At 74.8% G+C, this 2,968-nt stretch carries 3 protein-coding genes; all 3 read right to left on the bottom strand.

Annotation, left to right across the window (positions count from 1 at the left end):
- Positions 1-1,273: glutamate-1-semialdehyde 2,1-aminomutase (locus QM641_RS12770; RefSeq protein ID WP_415117073.1), on the bottom strand; the 1,273-nt coding region annotated here is incomplete at its 3' end.
- Positions 1,270-2,265 carry a porphobilinogen synthase gene (hemB, locus tag QM641_RS12765; protein WP_415117071.1) on the bottom strand — a complete coding sequence of 332 codons (996 nt, stop codon included), beginning with the start codon at positions 2,263-2,265 and terminating at the stop codon, positions 1,270-1,272. The genes hemB and QM641_RS12770, both read right to left, overlap by 4 nt.
- A partial coding sequence (locus QM641_RS12760; protein WP_415117069.1) for a uroporphyrinogen-III synthase occupies positions 2,262-2,968 on the bottom strand: 707 nt, incomplete at its 5' end. The genes hemB and QM641_RS12760, both read right to left, overlap by 4 nt.

Here is a 2,968-nt window from a genome sequence, read left to right as displayed (position 1 = left end):
CGATCACGGCGTCGTCGTGGGCGGCGGTGACGAACCAGGCCTCGAACGCCGACGGCGGCAGCGACACCCCGGCATCCAGCATCGCGTGGAAGAACCGGCCGTACGCGGCGGCATCCTGCGCCTGCGCCGTCGCGTAGTCGGGCACGCCGCCGGCGACCGCGTCGCCGAAGAACACGCTGAACAGCGTGCCGGCGCGCTGCACGACGTGCGGCACCCCGGCCTCGTCGAGCGCCGCGGCGACCGCGCTCGACAGCGCCTGCGACGCCCGGTCCAGCCGCGCGTACACGGCGTCGTCGGCGAGCCGCAGCGTCGCCAGGCCCGCCGCGACCGCGACCGGGTTGCCGCTGAGAGTCCCGGCCTGGTAGACCGGCCCGACCGGCGCGAGCAGGTCCATGATGTCGGCGCGGCCGCCCACGGCGGCCACCGGCAGGCCCCCGCCGATCACCTTGCCGAAGGTCACGAGGTCGGGCGCGATGCGCTCGCCCGCCTCGGCGAGCACCTGCGCGTACCCGCCCGCCGCGGCGCGGAACCCCGTCAGCACCTCGTCGCTGATCAGCAGCGCGCCTGTGCTGCGGCACAGGTCCGCGAGGAACGTCGTGAACCCGGATGCCGGTGCCACCACGCCCATGTTCGCCGCCGCCGCCTCGGTGATGACCGCCGCGATCCGGCCGGGGTGCGCCTGGAACACCTCCTCCAGCGCTGCACGGTCGTTGTACGGCACGACGAGCGTCTGCGCCGCGATGGGCGCCGGCACCCCCGCCGACCCCGGCAGCGCGTAGGTCGCAAGGCCCGAGCCTGCCGCGGCGAGCAGACCGTCGGAGTGCCCGTGGTAGTGCCCGGCGAACTTCACGAGCAGGTCGCGACCGGTCGCCCCGCGCGCGAGGCGGATCGCGGTCATCGTCGCCTCGGTGCCGGTGGAGACGAGCCGTGCCCTCTGCACGATGCGCTCCCCCGCGACCTCCGGGACGCGGGCGATGATCTCCTCGACCAGCTCTGCTTCGGCAGCCGTCGGCGCGCCGAACGACAGCCCGCGCGCGGCCGCCTCCTGCACCGCGGCGACGACCTCGGGATGCGCGTGGCCGAGCAGCGCCGGCCCCCAGCTGGCGACGAGGTCGATGTAGCGGCGGCCCTCGGCATCCGTCACGGACGCCCCCGACGCCGAGACGATGAACCGCGGCGTGCCGCCGACCGACCCGTACGCGCGCACCGGCGAGTCGACGCCGCCCGGGATCACGGCCCGGGAACGGGCGAACAGCTCCTCGTTGCCGGTCACGCCAGCCCCCTGTCCGCGCGCAGCCACCCGGCGACCTCGATCGCCCAGTAGGTGAGGATCGCCTCACCGCCCGCGCGGCGGATGCCCATGAGGCTCTCGCCGATCGCACGTTCGCGGTCGATGAGGCCGGCGGATGCCGCGTGCTCGATCATCGCGTACTCGCCCGACACCTGGTACACCCACACCGGCACGGCCGAGACCGCCGCGACCTCGGCGAGCACGTCCAGATAGGGACCTGCGGGTTTGACCATGACGATGTCGGCGCCCTCGTCGATGTCGGCGAGCGCCTCCGCCACGCCCTCGCGGCCGTTCGCGGCGTCGAGCTGATACGTGCGGCGGTCGCCTTGCAGCGTCGACTCGACGGCGTCGCGGAACGGGCCGTAGAACGCCGACGCGTACTTCGCCGCGTACGCGAGCAGGACGACGTCGCTGCGGCCGGCGGCATCCAGCGCCGTGCGGCACGCGGCGACCTGGCCGTCCATCATGCCCGACAGCCCGAGGATGTCCGCGCCCGCCTCCGCCTGCGCGAGCGCCATCCGCCCGTAAACCTCCAGGGTCGCGTCGTTGTCGACCCGGCCGCGAGCGTCGAGCACTCCGCAGTGGCCGTGGTCGGTGAACTCGTCGAGGCACAGGTCGGCCTGCACCGTGATCCGCCCGGCGGAAGCCTCGGCGGCGGCACGGATCGCCCGGTTGAGGATGCCGTCGGGGTCGACCGCGCCGCTGCCGGCGGCGTCGCGCACGGCGGGCACACCGAAGAGCATGATGCCGCCGAGGCCCGCCTGAACCGCCTCCTCGACGAGCGCCGGCACGGCGGAAAGCGGGTGCTGGCTGACACCGGGCATGCTCGCGATCGGCTGCGGCGTGTGGATGCCCTCCTTGACGAAGACGGGGAGGATCAGCTGCGCCGGGTGCAGCCGCGCCTCGGCGACGAGGCGGCGCAGAGCGGGGCTCTGCCGCAGGCGGCGCAGGCGCCGGGTGGGGAACGCGGTCATCGGATGCCTTTCGGATCGTCCGCGCAGCCGCGCGGGCGGGGTGGTGCAACGCGGGGATCCGCGGCGTCGAGCTCGGCCAGCAGCGCCTCGACGCTCTGGGTGCGTGCGGTGTGCGCCACGTCGAAGCCGATCGACCGCGCATCGTGCGTCGTGCCGGGCCCGATCGAGGCTACCCGCACCGACGGCGGCAGCGGCCCGACCTGGCGGCGCAGCTCGCGCGCGACGCTCAGCGACGTGAGCAGCACGACGTCGATCGCGCCGGAGCTCAGGTCCGCGACGACGGATGCCGGCAGGTCGACGCCGACCGTCCGGTAGCCGATGCACACGTCGACGGCGAATCCGCGCACCTGCAATTCGTCGCTGATGACCGCCGTGGCCAGGTCGGAGCGGATGACGAGGGAGCGTCCGGTGTCTGCCGGCACGCGATCGGTGCACCACTGCGCCGCCATCGCCGCCGCCGACGACTCGCCGAGCGGGACGAACGCCGCCTCGGCCCCGATCGCCGCGACCGCCCGGGCGGTCGCCGGCCCCACCGCCGCGATGCGCGTCGTCTCGGGGACGGTGACGCCGTGCCGTGCGAGCTGCTCGACGCTCGCGGCGCTCGTGACGAACAGCCACGCGTACTCACCCGCCGCAAGCGCCACGAAGGCGGCGTCGCGCGCCGCCGTGTCGCGAGGAGGAGCCGACGCGATGACGGGCGCGA

Source organism: Microbacterium sp., from assembly GCF_047605725.1.
Taxonomy (GTDB): domain Bacteria; phylum Actinomycetota; class Actinomycetes; order Actinomycetales; family Microbacteriaceae; genus Microbacterium.
The sequence above is the reverse complement of the archived record's forward strand: the minus strand, read 5'-3'. Positions and strand labels throughout refer to the sequence as shown.

Bases quoted from the DNA above. Each gene is read 5' to 3' on its own strand.
- hemB (WP_415117071.1), bottom strand. From the start codon at position 2,265: ATGACCGCGTTCCCCACCCGGCGCCTGCGCCGCCTGCGGCAGAGCCCC.